Raw genomic sequence first — 18056 nt, 5'->3', positions numbered from 1 at the left:
AGCTCACCACATTGGTGACATTGGAGTTGCCGTCCTTGGAGGATTGGGCACAGCCGTAGAAGCCACCGCCAGCAAAGTCGTTGATAAAGCGGGAGGCGACGTAGCGCATGCTCTCCTGGATGCGTGAGACATTCTCCTCCAACTTAAAGGTCTGTTTACTCGACATGAAGATAGAGATGGCGCCGCTCATCAGCAGCAGGCTGAGCACCAGGGCGATCATCAACTCCACCAGGGTCAGACCCTGACAGAGGCGTCGCATCGGATATTTTTTCAGATAGCTATTCATGCAACACCTCAGGGGATCAGGCTCAACACATATCGGCGCAGCGGGGTGGCATCGTTAGCCAAAGAGGCATCCTTATCATGGTCCCACCAGAGCTTGATCGCATAGACACCATTGGGATTTAGGCCATCACACGCATGCTCAGCGGCCGAGGCGCCATCATCCGGGGTGCTGTCGAGGCAGATTACACCCTGGCCCTGTGGCAGCTGTGAGAGCCGCTCGGTACGCCACTGCCAGATGTCGTACTGCGCCACCTGTGCGGCCGTGCAGGTGCTGGTGATACAATTCGGATCACTACCATCGGCAACCGCCAGATCGTAACTCCCTGCGCTCACACCGGCCGGATTGGCCCGCAGCCGGTCGGCCGCATCCAGCGCCATCAGGGTCGCCAGAGTGCCCTCCATCCCCCCCACATTGCCCTGCAGGGAGCGAAACTGCAGCCCGGCCACCCCGAGCAGACCGATGGAGAGGATCACCATCGTCACCAGCACCTCCATCAGGGTAAACCCCCGCTGCCGCCTGTATGCTTTGCCGTTTCGCTTGAACATACCTCAACTCCCGCTTGTGCAACTCGTCTTCGTTACCGTCATCTGACCGGTAGTGGAGATCGCGAACTGCCGCACTTGGTTGCCCTCACAGTGCGGAAACTCGAAGCTGAAGGTCATCCCACCCGCTGCATTGGTAGTATCCAACTCACCGCTGGCAAGAAACCGGATATAAGCCGGCATATTGGTGAAGGTCGGTGTGACATCGCCAGCTGCGACCTGCCAGACTCGCACCGGATCCTCTGCCCGGTCATTCATATCCCGGACGCCGGCGCCATCGCGATCGGGGAAGACCATCCAGCCATTAGCCCAGGCGCCGCTGCAGCTGCCATTCGCCGCCTGCGGACAGATGGTGACCGCCCCGCCCCGCTTCACTGCCTCACTGCGCGCCAGCTGTATTGCACCGGCAAAGTCGTTGACGTGTGCCGTCACCTGGTTGCTTGCCATCAACGCGTTGTAGGCAGGGATCCCCACCAGCAGCATGATCAGCCCGACCACCAGCGCCGTCATCACCTCGATCAGGGTAAAACCTTGTGTACTTTTCATCTTGTGCATCTGTATAGCAAACCTCACGAACGCCGGGGTAGCTGTTCCGATGAGCTGCCCCATCTGCCCGACAAACGGCACCACGGTGCGCCTGAATGTGATAAAACCCACAATATCATCCACCCCAAACACGCCACTGGGCAGCTGGACGCACACCCGCCGTGGATGGAGAATGAAAAGAGTATCGGTTTTTTCCTCTGACGAAAAACCGCAGCACCATTTTTTTGAAGGCAGTAACCATGAGCGATTGTCTCATCATCGGCGGCGGCATTATCGGCATGCTCACCGCCCACGAGCTCTCCCAGGCCGGCATGCGTATCACCCTAATCGAACGCCGTGAGACCGGCCGGGAATCATCCTGGGCCGGCGGCGGCATCGTCTCCCCTCTCTACCCTTGGCGCTATGCCGATGCGGTCACCGCACTGGCGACCTGGAGCCAGCAACGCTATCCGGCGTTGGCCGCAGCCCTCCACCAGGAGAGCGGCATCGACCCCGAGTACCAACGCAGCGGCCTACTGGTGCTTGAGGTGGAGGACAAGACCCAGGCACTCAGCTGGGGCAAACGCCACGCCATAGCGCTCCACTCCTGTACCGCCGACGAGGCAGTCAGCTACGACACCGGGCTAAAGACCGGCGGCAGGGGCGGCATCTGGATGCCCGAGGTCGCCCAAGTCCGCAATCCGCGGCTGGTCAAGGCCGCCCGACTCGCCATTGATCACAACATCAACATCCTTGAAGAACACGAAATCACCGAGCTGATCAGCCATAATGGCAAGATTCAGGGGGTGCGCGTAGGCACCACCAAGATCGAGAGTGAACGGGTCATCATCTGCGCCGGCGCCTGGAGCCAGAAGCTGCTCGCCGAAACCGCCATCCCACCGGCCATCGAGCCGGTAAAGGGGCAGATGATCCTGCTCAAAACCAACCCCGGCAGGGTCAACCGCATCCTGCTGCACAACCAGCGCTACCTGATCCCACGCCTGGACGGCCGGGTGCTGGTCGGCAGCACCCTGGAACACAAAGGCTTCGACAAGACCACCACAACCGAGACTCAAAAGGAGTTGCGGCAGTTCGCCTGCGATCACTACCCGGCGCTGGCCGATGCCCCGGTCGAACACCATTGGGCTGGACTGCGCCCCGGCTCACCCCAGGGCATCCCCTTCATCGGCCCAGTGCCAGGCATGGAGGGGCTCTACCTCAACGCCGGCCACTACCGCAATGGCGTGGTGCTCGGCCCCGCCTCGGCGCGCCTGATGGCCGACCTGGTGTTGCAACGGGAGCCGATCCTCGACCCCGCCCCCTATGCGCTGGACGCAGCGAGAGAGTAACAGCCGACCTGGACCCTTCAGACCATCCAAGTCTATAATTGCGTCCCTTTTTGGCCGATGTAGCTCAGTCGGTAGAGCAACTGATTCGTAATCAGTAGGTCAGCGGTTCAATTCCGCTCATCGGCTCCATACTTCCCAGCAGGGCCCGGATTCTGGCTGGCCAAAGGCCTCATCCCGGCAACCGCAGCCGCTCCGACAAGCCGGAGGCGCGGCTGAGTCTGCGCCCCACCGCTGCCGCCAGGATCTCCCAGCGCCCCCACAGCTCCACCGTCCCGGAGGCCCGGGTCACCCCGGTGTAAAGCAGCTCGCGGCTCAACACCAGGCTGTCGCTGTCGGGCAGCAGCAGCAGCACCCGCGCAAACTCCGAGCCCTGGGACTTATGCACCGTCAGCGCGAAGGCGGTTTCATGGGGCGGCAGGCGCGCCGGCAACACCCGCCGCAGACTGTTGTCCGGCAGGCGAAACCAGGCGCGCAGCACCCCGCCTGCGGCGGCATCGGGCCAGAGCAGACCGACATCACCATTGAACAGCCCCAGATGGTAGTCGTTTCGGCTAATCATTATCGGCCGTCCCGCATAGTGCTCCTCCTCCCTGCGGATCAGCCCGGCCACCTGCAGCGCCTGCGCCACCTGACGGTTGACCTGCTCCACCCCAGCCGCGCCCTGACGCAGCGCACACAAGATGCGCACCCGATCCAGTGCATCGAGGGCGGCTTCAGGCCCCGCCGCCTGCATCACCGGCGCAAACGCCTGCAGCGCAAACTCGGCCAACGGCCGGTTGCGCTCAGACTCCGCCAGCTCACGCCAGCGCAGCTCTGCCGAGGCGGATGCCAACACTGCCCGCAGCCGCGCAGTGTCGCCGCCATTGATGGCACCGGCCAGCTCACCGATGCCACTCTGCCGATCGAAGCGGTAGCTCTTGCGCAACAGGGCGATGCTGTCGGCCATCGGCTCAGTGCTGCCGGCACCGGGCAGCTGACCGACACCGACCTGTGCCAACGCCTCACGCATTGCCTCAGACAACAACAGCTCGCCGCCGCGGCCGCAGAGATCGGCAAACACACTACCCGCCTCCACTGAGGCAAGCTGATCCTTATCGCCCAGCAGGATTAGCCGCGCCTGGCCTGGCAGCGCGGCCACCACCCGGTTCATCAGCGGCAGATCAATCATCGAGGCCTCATCCACCACCAGCAGATCCAGGTGCAGCGGATTCTCCGCAGTGTAGCGGGGCTGCGCCCGCCCCGGTCGCACTCCGATCAAGCGGTGCAGAGTCAGCGCCTCAGCGGGGATCGCCTCGCGCACCGCCTCGCTCAGATTCAGCCCGGCACGCAGCTTGCGGATCGACTCGGTGAGGCGCGCCGCAGCCTTGCCAGTGGGGGCCGCCAGAGCGATCCGCAGGCCTTTGTCCCTGCGCCTGAGCCTGCTCGATCAGCAGCGCGAGGATCGCGGCAACGGTGTGGGTCTTGCCAGTACCCGGCCCACCGGAGATCACCAACAGCCGCCGCAGCAACGCCATCGCCGCCGCCACCCGCTGCCAGTCGATCTCATCATCGCAGTCGGGAAAAAGGCGCTGCAGCCCGCCACGCAGCAACACCCGATCCACAGCCTCAAGCGGCACTGTCGCCAGCTGCCGCAGCCGGTCGGCCAGATCCGCTTCAAACCGCCAGTAGCGCCCCAGGTAGAGGCGCTGCTCATCCAGGATCAGCGCCTGCGACTGCCCCGGTCCACCCACCAGCGGGCTGTCGGCCAGTTGCTGCAGCCAGTCCGCCAGGGGCGGTGCCGCCACTCCGGAAAAGCCTTCGGTCACGAACAGGCGCTGTTCCGCATGCTTGGCCAGATCAACACAGACATCACCCTCCCCCACCGCATGACTGACCAGCGCGGCGGCGATCGCCACCAGCTCCCGCCCCTGTTGCAGATTCGCCGTGAGGCGCTCGGCAAAGTAGAGATCCAGCTCGCGCAGGCTGCCTGCCGCCAGCGCCTCACGCATGCCTGTGCCACTCATGCCTGCCCCTCCGCACAGAGACGGTCCAACGCCTCGATCAGCGCCAAGGGCGGGCGGTCGTAAAATATGCCGTGGCGGCTGCCGGGGCGGATGCCGCGCACAAACAGGTAGTAGACCCCACCGAAGTGACGCTGGTAGTCGTAGTCAGGCAAACGCTGCCGCAGATAGCGGTGCAGCGCCAGAGTGTAGATCAGATACTGCAGCCGGTAGCGGTGTGCCTGCATCGCCTGCTCCAGCGCCTCGCAGTGGTACTCCTCGGGGCGGTTGCCCAGATGATTCGATTTGTAGTCGGCCAGATAGAAGCGCCCCTGATGCTGAAAAACCAGGTCGATAAAGCCGCGCATCAGCCCTTCGGTCGAGTCGAAGCTCAAACCCTCGCCGCTGCTGCGATAGTCGGCAAACTTGGCCAGCACTTCCTGCAAACCCGGCTGGCTCAAGCTCGCCAGCGGATAGAAAAATTCCATCTCATCCAGGCGATCAGCACGACTAATTTGGCACAGCTGCAAGCCGTTCTGATCCAACTCGGTGGTGAGCAGGTCGCGCAACATACCGCTCAGGGCCTCGCCCCAGTGGCTTTCAAAACCGTGGCTCTGCAGCTGCCGCTGCACAAAAGCCTGCAGCCCCTCCTGGTCGATGGCACCGAAGTCACAGTGTTCGAGCAGGCTGTGGATGAAGGTGCCAGCCCGCGGGCCGCGGGGAAAACGGAAGATATCCTCCAACGGCGCCGTTTGCCGGGCTGTGTCGATGCCGCCATCTGCGGCATCGTGATCGGGCCACTCACTCTCCACCCCGGCGACCAGCGAGGAGAAGCTGGCCAGGCGCCAGCGATGTGGCACCAGCCCCGCGAGTTCGGCGACCCGCAGCCCGACACACTCCTTCCCGGACGACCGGTAGCTAGCTGTCGCCTCATTCGGCAGCGCCTCGATCAGCAACTCCGCGCCCGTCTCCTCCGCCAGGCGTTGGATATCTGCGGCGATCCCCTGCAGCGTCTCCGGCATCGCGACCCGCGGCTCACCGCCATCACTCGTCTGGTGCAGCAGCCAGGCGGGGGCCGACTGCTCGGCACCTTTGATCCGCCCCCAGCTCATCACGCAGAGGTGTTTGGCGCGGGTCAGCGCCACATAGAAGAGCCGCAACCGTTCGGCCAGACGCTCCCGCTCCGCCAAGGCCAGATGAGCCGCCGCATCATCGCTGCCCAAATCAAGACAGAGTCGGCCCGACGCTGGATTGTGGAACAACAGCAGATCGCTCTTTTTTCCGATACCCCAGGGAAAGGGCAGGAACACCACCGGATACTCCAGCCCCTTACTCTTGTGGATGGTGACGATCTGCACCAGCGCCGCATCACTCTCCAGCCGCAGCTCACTCTCATCCGACGGTGAGGTATCGGCACGCTGTTCGGCAAACCAGCGCAACACGCCGTCGATGCCGGGCCGCTCGCGGGAGGCCAGTTGCAGCAGCTCGGCCAGCTGCAGTAGGTTGGTGATGCGCCGTTCACCGCCCGGCTGCGACAGCAGCTGTTGCGGGATCGCTTCGCGATGCAGCAGTGCCTGAAAGCCAACCATAAACCCCTGCTGCACCCAGGCCTGCCGGTAGCGGCGAAAACGCTGCAGCAGCTCCCCCCAGGCCAGTTCGTCCACCGCCAACGCAGCCAGATCGCTCAGGCTGCAACCAAATAATGAAGTCACCAGGGCCGCGCGCAGCTGAGCCTCATCCTCCGGCGCGGCAATGGCGTTCAGCAGCAGTGCCAGTTCCGCCGCCTCCTGCGAGGCGAAGACGCTCTCCCGCCCGATCGCTACGCTGCTCACCCCACAGGCACTCAGCGCCTGTTGCATCTGCAGGCCTTCGGCATGGGTGCGCACCAGCACCGCAATATCCCGGGCCCGCAGTGGTCGTTCTCCGATCAGCGCTACGCCCTGCTGCGCCTGGTTGAGCAATTCAGCAATGCGCCCGGCACTGGCGGCCGCGGCCCGCTCCCGCGCCGGCCCCAGATCAAGCGGCCGCTCCGCCTCCCCTGACATCAGCCAGAACTGTAGTGGCGGCACCGCCTCGCCCGCGAGGCGCAGCGGCGCCTGGTCGGCAGTCGTGCTAGCGTTGACCGGCTGGAACTGAATATCCGGCTCGTAGATGAAAGGAGACTCCAGCCGTTTGTGACCAAACAAGGCATTGACACAGCTCACCAGTGCGCTGGCGGATCGCCAGTTGGTATCCAAAGTGTATTGCGTCCCGGCTGATGCAGTTTCGCGCCGGGCCTGCATATAGGTGAAGATATCGGCGCCACGGAAGCTGTAGATCGCCTGCTTCGGATCGCCGATCATGAACAGGGCGTTGTCCGCCTCGCCTGGGTAGATGCCGGAAAAGATCTGATACTGCAGCGGATCGGTGTCCTGGAACTCATCGATCATCGCCACCGGGAAGCGCCGGCGCACCGCCGCGGCGAAGCGCCCTCCCGACTCGCCCTGCAACGCCTGCTGCATGCGCCGCAGCAGGTCGTCGAAATAGAGCTGACGACGCTCCTCCTTGCGGCGCGCCAGTTCACTCAGCAGATAGGCATGGGCCTCGCGCAGCCAGGCGGCACGGCGCATCCCCAAGGCGGAGCTGTGCGCCGCGATAAAGCCGGCGACAAGATCAAAGAGCGGATGCGCGGGTGGCGTCTCGCCCGCTTTAGTCTTCTCTTCGAGCATGCTTGGGGTGAATCGCTCCAGCTGCTTCTCCGCCAAGCAGGACGGACAACTCCCCGCCTCGATCAGCTCTCCCATCGCCGCCAAGGCCTTCGTCACCACCGATTTGTTGTAAGAGCGCCGATTGAGCGCCTTGCTGGTGGTGAGCAGTTCGCTTATTTCTGCCCCCTGCGCGGCCCATACCGTGCACAGCTCCTGGTAGCGGACCTCAACCTCACGCCAGGCCAGCTTGGCATCCGCCAGCCCCAGCGCCGGGATCAGGCTCAGGCCGGTGTGGGGCAGTGTCCCCTGCAGCGCACTGAGCAAGGCCTCGGGGGTTTTCCATTGCTCACGCAGCCAGACAGTTTGCGGCAGATCCAGCACTGCCAGGCGACTGCGCCAGAAATCACAGATGATCTCATGGCGCAGCGCCCGCTCATCGCTGATCAGCTCCACCTCAAACGGCATACCGCTCTCGAAGGCGTTCTCCTGCAGCACCCGACCACAGAAGCCGTGGATGGTGAAGACCGACGCCTCGTCCATGCGCACCAGGGCATCCTCGAGCCGTTGCTGCGCCTCCTGACGCCCATCGATGCCATCGAGCAGCTCCCGCAGCAGGGGATCGGGGGGCTGCTGCGCCAGACCGCGCAGCTGCTGCAGCGCCTCGCGAAGCCGCGCCCGGATGCGCATGCGCAGCTCTGCGGTGGCCGCCTCGGTAAAGGTCACCACCAGGATCTGCTCCACTTCGAGGCGCGCCTGCAGCAGCAGCCGCAGGAACAGGATGGCGATGGTATAGGTCTTGCCGGTACCGGCACTGGCTTCGATCAGCAGACGCCCTGTGAGGGGGCAGGAGAGGGGATTGAGTGGTTGCATCTTATCGATCCCTGGCTGCCTTGATACTCTCGCTGGCCGCCAGCAGCGGCCCACCCAGACGCGTCGCCAAACCACTGAACGCCTCCTCTGCCAGCGGCTGCATACCACGAAAGGCGGTGGAAACGGCCCAATTGGGGGCGCCACTGTCGTGATCTTTCTCCCAGACCTTGATCGCTCTCTGTAGATCCCCACTCTCCGCGAAGCTGAGAGAGGCGGCGGCAAAGAAGGGCAGAGGCGCGCACTGCCCCTGCCACCACGCCTGCAGCAGATCGGCGAGCAACTGGCCCGGCGCCTCGACCGAGTGCAGGATCAGCGTCTGATCCTCCGCCACATGCAAGCTGAGCGGCGCCTCTGCTGCCGTCTGCTGACGCAGCGCACAAAGGGCCAAATGGTTGACCCAGAGACGCAAGCGGTCCTTTGCCTTGAGTTTGCCGGGCCGGTAGCTGAGCAGACCGGCAGGCGTCACCCCCTCCAACCAGCCGGTCAGATGGAAGCCGTCGAGCTGCAGATCCACTTCCTGCGGCTCCAGCACCTCCTCAGCTCGCCGCCTGACCCGCTCTGCGATCTGCCGGATCTCCTCGCTCAGGCGGCTAAACACTGCCGTTCCCGCCTCCCCATGGGGCAACTCGCCGCGGGCCGCCGCCAGCGGCAGCAGCTCACCGGGCTCTTCTCCCTGCAGTGCCTGCTGCAACATCTCCGCACGCAGCAGATAGGCAGGCAGCCCGTTGAGGTCGAAGGGTTCTGTATCCTCCAGGATCGCCTCCTCCTCCGCCAGCGCCACGCCGAGGCGATGCTGCAGAAACCAGGCCGACGGGTTGATCAGAAACCGGACCAGGTCCTGCAGCTCCAGCTGCCGTGCCGCCGTCTCCGGCTCGGGCAGTTGCGTATCGATAAACGGCTTCTCCACCGCCTGCGCCCGGCTATCGGCAGCCGCCAGCCAGCCAGCATCGTAGCTAAACAGGCGGCTGTCACTGGCATCGAAATAACCACGATTGAAGGGCTGCAACGGGTGTTCGATCAGCAGCTGGGAAAGCAGCTCAGCATCCGTCTCAAGACGGAACGACTGTTCAAGGTAGTCCATCAGTTCGCTCACCACCACCGAGGGGGGGCTGGCGCTGTTGTCGCGCACACTGCGCCCCACATAGCTCAGATAGAGGCAGTCACGGGCGGAGAGCAGCGCCTCGAGGAACAGATAGCGGTCATCCAGACGGCGCGAGCGGTCGCCGGGCCGGGGTGCAGCCGCCATCAGATCAAAACCTGGGGCCACCTCGCGACGCGGGTAGTCGCTGTCGTTCATGCCCAGCAGACAGACCACGCGAAACGGGATGCTGCGCATCGGCACCATGTTGCAGAAGGTCACGCCGCCAACCAGGAAACGCCGCCCCGGCAGCGACTCCGCCAGCGCCTGCTCCAGTTCACAGCGCAACACACCGATCGGGATCGCCTCATCAAAACCGCTCGCCAGACAACGCTCAGTCAGGCTATCCATGGCATGGCGCACCCCCTGCAGCAGCGCCTCCTCCTCACTGTCGGGCAGAAAGAAGTCGGCCAACAGGGCGTTGATGCGCAGCGCCCAGGCCGGCGCATCACAGGGTTGGGAGAGACGCGCCTGCCACTGCCGCAGTCGCTCCAGCAGCGCCGCCAGCCGGCCAAGATCCAACGCATCGCTGCCCTCGATGTCGGGATAGGGGAGCACCCCCTGCGCCAAGCCCGCATCGGGCGGTAGGGCATAGCCATGGAACAGCCGTTCCAGCCCCGCATCCCAGCTGTTGGCAGACTCCGCCGGCAGTCCCAGCTCACCCCGCATCTGCGCGTCGGCACCCCAACGAATACCGCTCTCCCGAACCCAACGGCGAATCCGCTCCACCCCCTCGTCATCGATCGCAAAGCGGCGCGCCAACGCCGGCACCTCCAGCAGCGAGACCACCTGCGAAGCGGCAAAGCGGAAGCTGCTCAGATCCAGCAGGCTCGACAGCGTTTGCAGCAGCGGCGAGCTCTCCTCGGCACTCAGGTCGGCCACCGACCAGGGGATATGCCGCGCCCCCTCCGCCGCGCCAAACACCGCCTGCACATAGGGGGCGTAAGTAGCGATATTCGGCGCCATCACCACCACCTGACGCGGCTCCAGCCCGCTCAGCCGGTCGAACATCTGGCGCAGCCGATCGTGTAGTACCTGCACCTCACGCAACGGGCTGTGACAGGCGTGCAGCTGGATCGATTCATCCATCTGTTCAAGCGGGGTACGCTCGACCAGGTCGGCGCTACGCCGGTCCGCCAACTCCAGGATGTCCTGCTGCAACCGGCCCAGCAGACTCGTTTCAGCGGGCATCTCGAACAGCTCCGTCTCGATCACCTCCAGCTCCAGCAGCTGGTCGATAAAACCCTGCCCCACCTGCCCCATCGAGGCGAGCAAGGGATTGCCCACATCCAGCAAGGCGCTAATATCAGTCTTGCCCGACTGCCGCCAACGCGCACGCCGCCGTGCCAAACCCTTTTCATCGGTGATATCGGCCCAGTATTCACGGCAGGGGTTGAACAGGTAGAGATGCACCTCGGTCTGCTGCGAGAGCGCCTGCAGGGCATGCAGATGCAGTGGCGCCAAGGTGCTGAGGCCAAACAGGCTGACCCGTTCAGGCAGTGGGCCGCGCGGCGCATCCCCCCGCGCCACCATCCTCTGGAAGCGATCAAAGAGTGCCGCGCGATGCTCTCCCTGGGTCTGCGCGACGATGGCGCGCCACAATGCCGCCTGCCAGGGTTCATCCTGCGTGCCTGTTTCTATCGCACTGTTTTCCCAGGCGAGCACCATCTGCGGGCGGTAGACAAGGTACTGGTCGAACAGGTCGGCGATGCGTCCACTCAACTGATAGCGCCGCAGCTCACCACTGTCACCTTCCAAGTAGCGCTGCAACGCCGCAAACGCAGGCTGTTCCAGCAGCCCCGGCAGCAGCCCCATGATGCACCAGTGCAGGCTTTCGCGGTCAAAACCGCTCTCGGCCGGCATCTCGCCGAGCCAGGCCTGATAGATGTTCCAGGTAAAGCTGGCTGGCAGCGGGAACTCAAGATTGGCTGCCACGCCGCTGCGCAGTGCGAGCTGCTGTGACAGCCAGCGCGCCATGCCGGGATTCTGCACCACGATGGTCTCACGGCCGAGAGGGCTGCCGAGCGGCGTGGAGAGCTGCTCAAGGAGATGGTCGAGCAACCGCTCCATGCGGTTGCTGTGATAGCTGAGGATCATTCCGCTGGATCCAGTTCCCGGCCTGCAGCTTGATTAGTGGAAGAGTCCAACCGGATAATAAGAGTCTGCTTGGTAGTTGCAATAGACGAACCGGACATGCGTATATTCAAAGTCATCTTCCTCAATCAGGGCAAGCTCTACGAGATCTATGCGCGCAGCATACACCAGGGCGAGCTGTATGGATTTGTTGAGCTGGAAGACCTGATCTTCGAACGCGGCAACTCGCTGCTGATCGATCCGTCGACAGAGCGCCTGCAGGAGGAGTTCGCAGGCGTCAGCCGCACCCTGGTGCCGATCCATGCGGTGATCCGCATCGACGAGGTGGAGAAGGAGGGGCCGGGCAAGATCACCGAGCTCGACAACACCACCAACATCACTCCCTTCCCCACGCCTTTTATCTCTCCGAGCAAAAACGAGGACGATTGACCGACCGCGTTCTGGGGTTGCGAATCCGCATTGCGGCGCATCGGGCAGTGCCGCGACAATCTTGGCTCCGCAGCCAATCGCGAGTCCCGACATGCGTCCAAGCCCTGTTCTGCCAATCCTGCTCTCACTCCTGATCAGCGCCTGCAACGACGAACCGCTGCAACACAGCGATACCGATGAGCCTGCACCACTGCTGCTAGCCGCTGAGCAAGGCGATCTCGGCACGCTCGACGCGCTGCTGGCGCAATCATCCAGCCTGGACATCCGTGACGCCTGCCGCTGGACCCCGTTGATGAAGGCGGCACTCAATGGCCACACCGAGGCGGTGCGCCGACTGCTACAGAGCGGCGCGGCGGCCGACCTCACCGACAAGGGAGGCTATTCGGCGCTGCTGCTGGCCGCCTCGAACAACCACACCGAGGTAGTCGCACTGCTGCTCGAGGCCGGCGCCTGGATCGACCGTCAGGAGCAAACCAGCGGCTGGAGCGCACTGATCTGGGCCGCCAAGCGGGGTCACGAGGCGACAGTCGAGCTGCTGCTGCAGCACGCTGCCAGAGAGGATCTCAAGGATTTCCAGGGGCGTACGGCGCTCAGCTGGGCCCGCACAGAAGGTCATGAGCGGATCGTCGCGCTGCTCAGTAGTGGCTGACCCAAACAGATGGCAGAGAGACGCAAGGATTGATTTGAATCAGCATCGGGTCGACTGGTGACGCCTATTATGAAGATGTTGATCACGTCAACCGAGGAGAGCAGCATGGCGAAAATCAACAACGACGAGGCCCTGAAACGAGCCCTGGACGCACTGCCGGTGGCATCACAACGGATACTCGCCGCCCGCTTTGTCGGCAATCTACTCCACCTTTCGAAGGACGGCAGGGTCAAACGTGCGGTTGAGGCCGCCGCTACGCCGGAATGTTCCCCCGAAGAGATGGAGGAGGCCTACCGGGCGGTGAAGGCCTACTCAGTGCAGACCTTCACCGCCTGCGGCCGGGATGCGGACTGGGCCAGCCAGGCTGAGCACTTCGTCGCTGCCGCAGCGCTTGCCGCGCTGCTGCCGGAGAAGCAACTCGGCGACAAACACAGTCTGGCATGGAAGGCGGCGATGCAGGCGCGCATGGCGAAAAACTGCGAGATGATCCTCAACGACCAGGGCGAACTGGACAATGAGGCGCAGCGCCAGTATGTCTTGACTGAAGCCTTTCTAGCGGAGTAAAGCGACTTCCTCCCGCCTAGTGATGCTCGCTCAGGGCCATGGCGTCATCCAAGTCGCCGCCAAGAATTGGATCACTGGTGCGGGTCTGCGCCATTCTGATTGCCAGACGCACATCGTTCTCCGAATCAGCGTAAGCCAGCGCATCTTCATGCGTGATCTCACCCTGCTGATAGAGAGCAACCAGATTCTGATCGAAGGTCATCATGCCCTGCTCGGTGGAACGCTTCATTAGCTCTTTCAGCTTGGGAATCTCGCCCTTACGGATCAGCTCCGAGGCATAGGGGGAGTTGAGCAACACCTCTATACAGGCACGCCGTCCCTTACCATCGGCACGCCGAATCAACTGCTGCGCAACAACAGCGCGCAAGTTGAGTGAGAGGTCCATGAAGACCTGCTCACGCTGATCTTCAGGAAAGAAGTGGATGATCCGGTCGAGAGCCTGATTGGCGTTATTGGCGTGCAGGGTACTGAGACAGAGATGGCCGGTCTCAGCAAAGGTCAACGCATGCTGCATAGTCTCGCGACTACGAATCTCACCGATCAGGATCACATCCGGCGCCTGGCGCAAGGTGTTCTTCAGCGCCACATCGTAGGAGTCGGTATCGATACCGACCTCACGCTGGGTGATGATGCAGCCCTCATGGCTGTGGATAAATTCCACCGGATCTTCGATGCTGATGATGTGGCCCGAGGTCTTGCGGTTGCGAAAGCCGATCATCGCCGCCAGTGAGGTCGATTTACCGGTACCAGTGGCACCGACAAAGATCACCAGACCACGTTTGGAGAGAGCTAGATCCTGCAGCACAGTGGGCAGCCTGAGCTCTTCCATGGTCGGGATGCGGGTCTCGATGCGACGCATCACCATACCCACCGCATCCCGCTGCACAAAGGCACTGACGCGGAAGCGACCAATGCCCTTGGCGTTGATCGCAAAGTTGCACTCCCGGGTCGACTCAAACTCTTTCTGCTGGACATCGCTCATGACGCTCATCACGTACTGGCGCGACTGCTGCATCGTCAGTGGTGCCTTGCTCACTTGCAGAATGCGCCCATCCACCTTGATCGAGGGCGCGCGACCCGCGGTGATGAAGAGGTCCGACGCCTTCTTCTGAACCATCATGGTCAACAATATATTAAGATCCACTTTTCCCCTCCGGTTATCTACCGTAGCCTCCTGTTGGCGATGTCGGCTGGATTGAGCGACATCCCTTTGCTGCAGAGTGGTTCCCCACCCGTTATCAAATTCAGAACAGATCCTTGTTCTGCGCCTTGGCCTTGGCATCGAGGCGACTGATCACGCCCTTCTCAACCAGCTCCTTGAGGGCCTGGTCCATGGTCTGCATACCAGCCGCCTGGCCAGTCTGGATCGCCGAGTACATCTGCGCCACCTTATCTTCGCGGATCAGGTTACGAATCGCCGAGGTGCCGACCATGATCTCCCAGGCGGCGGTACGGCCGCCACCGATCTTCTTCAGCAGGGTCTGGGCGATAACTGCGCGCAGCGACTCCGACAGCATCGAGCGCACCATCGCCTTCTCACCGGCGGGAAACACATCGATCACGCGGTCAATAGTCTTGGCGGCAGAACTGGTGTGCAGGGTGCCAAATACCAGATGACCGGTCTCGGCAGCGGTCAACGCTAGGCGGATGGTCTCCAGGTCACGCAGCTCACCGACCAGGATGATATCCGGATCTTCACGCAGCGCCGAGCGCAGCGCCTCGCTGAAGCCGAGGGTGTCACGGTGCACCTCGCGCTGGTTAATCAGGCACTTCTTGCTGGCGTGGACAAACTCAATTGGATCCTCGATGGTGAGGATATGCGCATAGTCGTTGTCGTTTTTGTAGTCGATCATGCCCGCCAGGGTGGTCGACTTACCTGAACCAGTGGGGCCGGTCACCAACACCAGGCCGCGCGGTACATCGACGATATCCTTGAAGATCCCCGGACAGCCCAGATCCTCCAACGTCAGCACCTTCGACGGGATGGTACGAAACACCGCGGAGGCGCCACGCGCCTGGTTGAAGGCGTTGACACGAAAACGCGCCAGACCGGGAATCTCGAACGAGAAATCGGTCTCGAGAAACTCTTCAAAGTCCTTGCGCTGCTTGTCGTTCATAATGTCGTAGACAAGCCCGTGAACCATCTTGTGTTCCAACGCTGGGACGTTGATGCGGCGAATATCGCCGTCGACCCGGATCATTGGCGGCAATCCGGCTGACAGATGCAGATCCGACGCGCTATGTTTGACACTGAAAGCCAGCAATTCAGCTATATCCATTCTCTCTCCTCAAAGCGGCTGCGCAGCAGCGCCGCAAGTCCGTATCACCCGGCAGGAATCCAGGCCCTCTCTCCATCCGTTCTGGCACTACCTACTGGAATGTTTCCAACGCTATCACGAACTATTCCTCTGTTGCACCGCCTAAATTCTGTAAAATCCCCCTATGAACGAAATCGCACAGCGCCTCGATAGGGTAAATCGACGCATCAAGGCAGCAGAAGAGCTGTACAATAGACCACCGGGCAGCACCCGGCTATTGGCAGTGAGCAAGACACGAACCGCTGACGAAATCAGAGAGGCAGTGGCGGCCGGCCAGCGCGCCTTCGGTGAGAGCTATCTGCAGGAAGCGCTGGACAAGCACAGGCAGTTGCAGGATCTCCCCCTCGAATGGCATTTCATCGGCCGGATCCAGGGTAATAAAACAAAACCCATCGCAGAGTGGTTTGATTGGGTTCACAGTCTGGGCAGTCTGAAGCACGCCCGTCGCCTCAACCAGCAGCGCCCGCCGGGGCTTGCGCCGCTGAAGGCATGCATCCAGATCAACACCAGCGGAGAGGCCAGCAAGGGAGGGCACAGCCCGGATGAACTGCTCGAGCTACTGCCGGCTTATATGGAACTGCCACGCATTCAGATAGCCGGACTGATGACCCTGCCGGCCCCAGCCGATAGCCTGGAGGCACAGCGGAAGCCGTTTCGTCAGCTGAGAGAACTGCGTGACCGGCTGCGCTGCAACGACCTACCGCTGGAGACCCTCTCCATCGGGATGTCGGCCGACCTGGAAGCGGCGATTGCCGAAGGCTCAACCATCGTGCGCATCGGCACCGCCATTTTTGGACCCAGACAAACTGTATAGATAGCGCGAGATATGCGAACCTCGCGAACAACCAAAGCCGAAACCACCGCCGCAAGCGGCGGTGTGATTGAGAATATAATGGACAGCAATACAGCACGTTTAACAGACCGCAGCATGAGACCCAACAGCATCACCTTCATTGGCGGCGGCAACATGGCCGCTAGCCTGATCGGCGGCCTGATCGCCGACGGTTTTGACCCCACCCGGATCTTTGTCAGCGACCCCGACAAAGAACAACTCTCACAACTGGCCGCCCGCTACCGGATCCATGCCGCTGCCGACAACCAATCCGCGGTAGAGGCCGCTGAGGTGGTGGTACTGGCGGTCAAGCCCCAGGTGCTGGAGGCGGTTGCACGGGATCTGGCCGAGGCGCTGCAGGCCAGCCGGCCACTGGTTATCTCGATCGCCGCCGGGGTGCGTGAGGCGGCCCTGCTCGACTGGATCGGCGAGGGCATCGCGCTGGTGCGCAGCATGCCCAACACTCCGGCGATGATCCAGGCTGGCGCCACTGGCCTGCATGCCAGCGCCGGCGTCAACGACGCGCAGCGCAATCAGGCGGAGAGCATCCTGCGTGCGGTCGGGCTGACCCGCTGGGTCGAGGATGAGGCACAGATAGATGCGGTTACCGCCCTCTCCGGCAGCGGTCCAGCCTACTTCTTCCTGGTGATGGAGGCGATGGAGGCGGCGGCAGTGGAGCTTGGACTCGACTCCGAGAGCGCCCGCCTGCTGACCCTGCAGACCGCTCTGGGGGCCGCCCGCATGGCAATCGAGAGCCGAGACGCCCCCGCCACCCTGCGGCAAAAAGTCACCTCCCCTGGCGGCACCACCGAGAAGGCACTGGGCATCCTCGAAGAGGGTGGTCTGCGCGACCTGTTCAAAGATGCACTACTCGGTGCCAAGACCCGTTCTGAAGAACTCTCCAAGATCCTAGCCAAGACATGATGGATAGCAACTACCTGACAAGCCCAGTGATCTTCCTGATCCAGACCCTGTTCGGCCTCTACATCCTGGCACTGCTGCTGCGTTTTCTGCTGCAATTGCTGCGCGCCGACTTCTACAACCCGGTGTCACAGTTTCTGGTCAAAATCACCGCTCCACCGTTGCGCATCCTGCGTCGTTTCATCCCCGGCCTGGGCGGCATCGACCTCTCCTCACTGCTGCTGGCGTGGGCCCTGAAATATGCCGAATTGATGCTGGTGGTGGCCTTCAGCGGGCTCAGCACCAACCCCATCGGCCCGCTGCTGTGGGCGATCCCGGAATTGATCGAACTCTTCATCAATATCTTCCTGTTCGCGATACTGATCCAGGTGATCCTCAGCTGGGTCAGTCCGGGCAGCTACAACCCGGCCTCCGCCCTGCTCTACAGTCTCACCGAACCGGTGATGCGCCCGGCACGCAAGCTGCTGCCACCGATCTCCGGCCTCGACCTCTCGCCGATGCTGGTGATGATCGGCCTGGTGCTGCTTAAGATGTTGCTGCTGCCGCCACTGCGCATGATCACCGCCAGCCCCTTCTGATGAGCTGGTACCGCTGGCTGGGTGATGAGTTGGAACTGCAACTGCGGATTCAACCCAAGGCGAGCCGAAACGAGTTTATCGGCCCCCACGGGGACGAATTCAAGCTACGCATCACCGCACCGCCAGTGGATGGCAAGGCAAATGCGCATCTGCTTAAGATGTTGGCAAAGGCCTTTGGCGTATCGAAAAAACAGGTTCTGCTAATCGCCGGCGAGAGCTCCCGCAGCAAGCGGGTCAGGATCAAAAATCCCCAGACCCTACCCATCCCCGTGAAGCGTCCCACAAGTTGAACAAC

General features: G+C 62.6%; 17 protein-coding genes and 1 tRNA gene. 9 read left to right on the top strand and 9 right to left on the bottom strand.

What is annotated here, in order from left to right:
* From RIFP1SYM_RS04340 to RIFP1SYM_RS04330, 3 genes are all read right to left on the bottom strand, one after another.
* A partial coding sequence (locus RIFP1SYM_RS04340) for a PilW family protein (protein WP_039959708.1) occupies nt 1-286 on the bottom strand: 286 nt, incomplete at its 3' end.
* An 8-nt stretch (nt 287-294) separates the two neighbouring features.
* Complete coding sequence (pilV, locus tag RIFP1SYM_RS04335; RefSeq protein ID WP_005959911.1) at nt 295-831, bottom strand: type IV pilus modification protein PilV; 537 nt, start codon at nt 829-831, stop codon at nt 295-297.
* A gap of 3 nt (nt 832-834) precedes the next feature.
* Nucleotides 835-1374, bottom strand: a complete 540-nt coding sequence (locus RIFP1SYM_RS04330) for a GspH/FimT family pseudopilin (protein ID WP_240991645.1) — start codon at nt 1372-1374, stop codon at nt 835-837.
* 239 nt (nt 1375-1613) lie between these two features.
* On the opposite strand from RIFP1SYM_RS04330, the gene thiO reads away from it, so the two are divergent.
* Together thiO and RIFP1SYM_RS04320 are read left to right on the top strand one after the other, a co-directional pair.
* Nucleotides 1614-2702, top strand: a complete 1089-nt coding sequence (gene thiO / locus RIFP1SYM_RS04325; protein WP_006474748.1) for a glycine oxidase ThiO — start codon at nt 1614-1616, stop codon at nt 2700-2702.
* A 53-nt stretch (nt 2703-2755) separates the two neighbouring features.
* Nucleotides 2756-2831, top strand: a tRNA-Thr gene (locus tag RIFP1SYM_RS04320).
* A 40-nt stretch (nt 2832-2871) separates the two neighbouring features.
* On the opposite strand, the gene recD is transcribed toward RIFP1SYM_RS04320, so the two are convergent.
* From recD to recC, 4 genes are read right to left on the bottom strand one after another with little or no spacing between them, the layout of a single operon-like run.
* A complete protein-coding gene (recD, locus tag RIFP1SYM_RS04315) occupies nt 2872-4086 on the bottom strand; it encodes an exodeoxyribonuclease V subunit alpha (protein WP_138921833.1) in 1215 nt (404 codons plus the stop codon).
* Nucleotides 3980-4705 (bottom strand): AAA family ATPase, encoded by a 726-nt coding sequence (locus tag RIFP1SYM_RS18560; protein WP_005959907.1) that lies wholly within the window; start codon nt 4703-4705, stop codon nt 3980-3982. Before RIFP1SYM_RS18560 ends, recD begins: the two co-directional genes overlap by 107 nt.
* Complete coding sequence (gene recB, locus RIFP1SYM_RS04305; protein ID WP_006474746.1) at nt 4702-8238, bottom strand: exodeoxyribonuclease V subunit beta; 3537 nt, start codon at nt 8236-8238, stop codon at nt 4702-4704. Before recB ends, RIFP1SYM_RS18560 begins: the two co-directional genes overlap by 4 nt.
* A gap of 1 nt (nt 8239) precedes the next feature.
* Nucleotides 8240-11473 (bottom strand): exodeoxyribonuclease V subunit gamma, encoded by a 3234-nt coding sequence (recC, locus tag RIFP1SYM_RS16840; protein WP_005959905.1) that lies wholly within the window; start codon nt 11471-11473, stop codon nt 8240-8242.
* Between the two features lie 96 nt (nt 11474-11569).
* On the opposite strand from recC, the gene RIFP1SYM_RS04295 reads away from it, so the two are divergent.
* The 3 genes from RIFP1SYM_RS04295 (at nt 11570) to RIFP1SYM_RS04285 (ending at nt 13112) form a co-directional block, all read left to right on the top strand.
* The gene (locus RIFP1SYM_RS04295; RefSeq protein ID WP_006474743.1) at nt 11570-11899 is read left to right on the top strand and encodes a DUF1820 family protein; all 330 of its coding nucleotides are present in this window, start codon (nt 11570-11572) and stop codon (nt 11897-11899) included.
* Between the two features lie 91 nt (nt 11900-11990).
* The gene (locus RIFP1SYM_RS04290; protein ID WP_006474742.1) at nt 11991-12548 is read left to right on the top strand and encodes an ankyrin repeat domain-containing protein; all 558 of its coding nucleotides are present in this window, start codon (nt 11991-11993) and stop codon (nt 12546-12548) included.
* Nucleotides 12549-12653: 105 nt separating this feature from the next.
* Nucleotides 12654-13112, top strand: coding sequence for a hypothetical protein (locus tag RIFP1SYM_RS04285; protein ID WP_006474741.1), 459 nt, complete (start codon nt 12654-12656; stop codon nt 13110-13112).
* A 16-nt stretch (nt 13113-13128) separates the two neighbouring features.
* Here RIFP1SYM_RS04285 and RIFP1SYM_RS04280 read toward each other — a convergent pair whose 3' ends face one another.
* Nucleotides 13129-14256 (bottom strand): PilT/PilU family type 4a pilus ATPase, encoded by a 1128-nt coding sequence (locus RIFP1SYM_RS04280; RefSeq protein WP_006474740.1) that lies wholly within the window; start codon nt 14254-14256, stop codon nt 13129-13131.
* Nucleotides 14257-14356: 100 nt separating this feature from the next.
* Nucleotides 14357-15391, bottom strand: a complete 1035-nt coding sequence (locus RIFP1SYM_RS04275; RefSeq protein WP_005959900.1) for a type IV pilus twitching motility protein PilT — start codon at nt 15389-15391, stop codon at nt 14357-14359.
* Nucleotides 15392-15554: 163 nt separating this feature from the next.
* On the opposite strand from RIFP1SYM_RS04275, the gene RIFP1SYM_RS04270 reads away from it, so the two are divergent.
* The 4 genes from RIFP1SYM_RS04270 to RIFP1SYM_RS04255 all read left to right on the top strand — a co-directional run bounded on the left by RIFP1SYM_RS04270 (nt 15555) and on the right by RIFP1SYM_RS04255 (nt 18051).
* Nucleotides 15555-16244 (top strand): YggS family pyridoxal phosphate-dependent enzyme, encoded by a 690-nt coding sequence (locus tag RIFP1SYM_RS04270; protein WP_005959899.1) that lies wholly within the window; start codon nt 15555-15557, stop codon nt 16242-16244.
* A gap of 114 nt (nt 16245-16358) precedes the next feature.
* Entirely contained in the window at nt 16359-17186 is an 828-nt protein-coding gene (gene proC / locus RIFP1SYM_RS04265; RefSeq protein ID WP_039959707.1) for a pyrroline-5-carboxylate reductase, read from the top strand.
* A complete protein-coding gene (locus RIFP1SYM_RS04260; RefSeq protein ID WP_240991652.1) occupies nt 17186-17761 on the top strand; it encodes a YggT family protein in 576 nt (191 codons plus the stop codon). The genes proC and RIFP1SYM_RS04260 overlap by 1 nt, the downstream gene beginning before the upstream one ends.
* Nucleotides 17761-18051 carry a DUF167 family protein gene (locus RIFP1SYM_RS04255; RefSeq protein ID WP_005959896.1) on the top strand — a complete coding sequence of 97 codons (291 nt, stop codon included), beginning with the start codon at nt 17761-17763 and terminating at the stop codon, nt 18049-18051. Before RIFP1SYM_RS04260 ends, RIFP1SYM_RS04255 begins: the two co-directional genes overlap by 1 nt.
* The last annotated feature ends 5 nt before the right edge of the window (nt 18052-18056 follow it).

Source organism: endosymbiont of Riftia pachyptila (vent Ph05) (genome assembly GCF_000224455.1).
Classification (GTDB): Bacteria; Pseudomonadota; Gammaproteobacteria; order Chromatiales; family Chromatiaceae; genus Endoriftia; species Endoriftia persephonae.
The sequence above is the reverse complement of the archived record's forward strand: the minus strand, read 5'-3'. Positions and strand labels throughout refer to the sequence as shown.

Coding starts and splice junctions, on each gene's coding strand:
- pilV (WP_005959911.1), bottom strand. CDS start 831: ATGTTCAAGCGAAACGGCAAAGCATACAGGCGGCAGCGGGGGTTTACC.
- RIFP1SYM_RS04330 (WP_240991645.1), bottom strand. CDS start 1,374: ATGAAAAGTACACAAGGTTTTACCCTGATCGAGGTGATGACGGCGCTG.
- thiO (WP_006474748.1), top strand. CDS start 1,614: ATGAGCGATTGTCTCATCATCGGCGGCGGCATTATCGGCATGCTCACC.
- RIFP1SYM_RS18560 (WP_005959907.1), bottom strand. CDS start 4,705: ATGAGTGGCACAGGCATGCGTGAGGCGCTGGCGGCAGGCAGCCTGCGC.
- recB (WP_006474746.1), bottom strand. CDS start 8,238: ATGCAACCACTCAATCCCCTCTCCTGCCCCCTCACAGGGCGTCTGCTG.
- recC (WP_005959905.1), bottom strand. CDS start 11,473: ATGATCCTCAGCTATCACAGCAACCGCATGGAGCGGTTGCTCGACCAT.
- RIFP1SYM_RS04295 (WP_006474743.1), top strand. CDS start 11,570: ATGCGTATATTCAAAGTCATCTTCCTCAATCAGGGCAAGCTCTACGAG.
- RIFP1SYM_RS04290 (WP_006474742.1), top strand. CDS start 11,991: ATGCGTCCAAGCCCTGTTCTGCCAATCCTGCTCTCACTCCTGATCAGC.
- RIFP1SYM_RS04285 (WP_006474741.1), top strand. CDS start 12,654: ATGGCGAAAATCAACAACGACGAGGCCCTGAAACGAGCCCTGGACGCA.
- RIFP1SYM_RS04275 (WP_005959900.1), bottom strand. CDS start 15,391: ATGGATATAGCTGAATTGCTGGCTTTCAGTGTCAAACATAGCGCGTCG.
- RIFP1SYM_RS04270 (WP_005959899.1), top strand. CDS start 15,555: ATGAACGAAATCGCACAGCGCCTCGATAGGGTAAATCGACGCATCAAG.
- proC (WP_039959707.1), top strand. CDS start 16,359: ATGAGACCCAACAGCATCACCTTCATTGGCGGCGGCAACATGGCCGCT.
- RIFP1SYM_RS04260 (WP_240991652.1), top strand. CDS start 17,186: ATGGATAGCAACTACCTGACAAGCCCAGTGATCTTCCTGATCCAGACC.
- RIFP1SYM_RS04255 (WP_005959896.1), top strand. CDS start 17,761: ATGAGCTGGTACCGCTGGCTGGGTGATGAGTTGGAACTGCAACTGCGG.